The organism is Gluconacetobacter aggeris, from assembly GCF_014174395.1.
In the GTDB taxonomy this organism is placed as follows: Bacteria; Pseudomonadota; Alphaproteobacteria; order Acetobacterales; family Acetobacteraceae; genus Gluconacetobacter; species Gluconacetobacter aggeris.
Map to the genome: position 1 here is coordinate 1 of NZ_JABEQD010000051.1, position 931 is coordinate 931.

General features: G+C 63.2%; 1 protein-coding gene. It reads right to left on the reverse strand.

What is annotated here, in order from left to right; translation table 11 throughout:
* On the reverse strand, positions 1-931 hold a 931-nt coding region (locus tag HLH36_RS19495; RefSeq protein WP_182987929.1), incomplete at both ends, for an IS630 family transposase.

Genomic DNA, 931 nt, shown 5'->3' on the forward strand with positions numbered 1-931 from the left:
TCGTCAGCGGACTTTGTCCATCGGAAAGGCTTGGGATCCGCGTTCCGGGCGTCGATGTAGGCATTGATCGCCGTCTCGAGCTCTCGAACGGAACGATGCGTCCCACGCCTGATCTGATCGTCGGTCAGCAGCGCAAAGAAACGCTCGACCTGATTGATCCAGGATGCCGAGGTTGGTGTGTAGTGCGCATGCCAGCGCGGCCGCCGAGCAAACCAGTCCCGAATCAGCTTGGTCTTGTGGCTCGACGCATTGTCCATCACGACATGCACATCGAGGTCAGTCGGGACATTCTTCTCAATCATATCGAGAAAACGTCGAAACTCAGCGGCACGGTGCCGCGCCATGCACTTGCCGACGATGGTTCCAGCCTTGATGTCGAGCGCGGCGAACAGCGAGGTCGTCCCATGCCGCTTGTAGTCATGGGTGCGGCGTTCCGCCTGCCCTGGGCGCAATGGGAGGATCGGCTGTGTCCGATCCAGAGCCTGTACCTGGGACTTCTCGTCGACACATAGCAGCACGGCTCGCTCCGGCGGATCGAGGTAGAGCCCGATGATATCACGGACCTTGTCGACGAACAGCGGGTCGGTGGACAGCTTGAAGGTCTCGCTGCGGTGCGGTTGCAGCGAGAACGCTTTCCAGATCCGCTGCACAGTCGATGGGGCCAACCCCGATGCGCGTGCCATCCCACGCGAACTCCAGTGCGTCCTGCCGACGGGCAGGGTCTCCAACGTCGTCGTGACCACGTCGGCGACCTTCTGGTCGGTGATGGTCCGGGGCGCCCCGGGGCGTGGTTCGTCCAAGAGGCCGTCGAGGCGCTTCTCGGCGAAGCGTCGCCGCCAGGTCGTGACCGTCACGCGGGTGACGCCGAGCCGCTTTGCGATCGCCAGGTTGCTGATGCCTTGGGCCGCCAACAACACGATCTCGGCCCGCA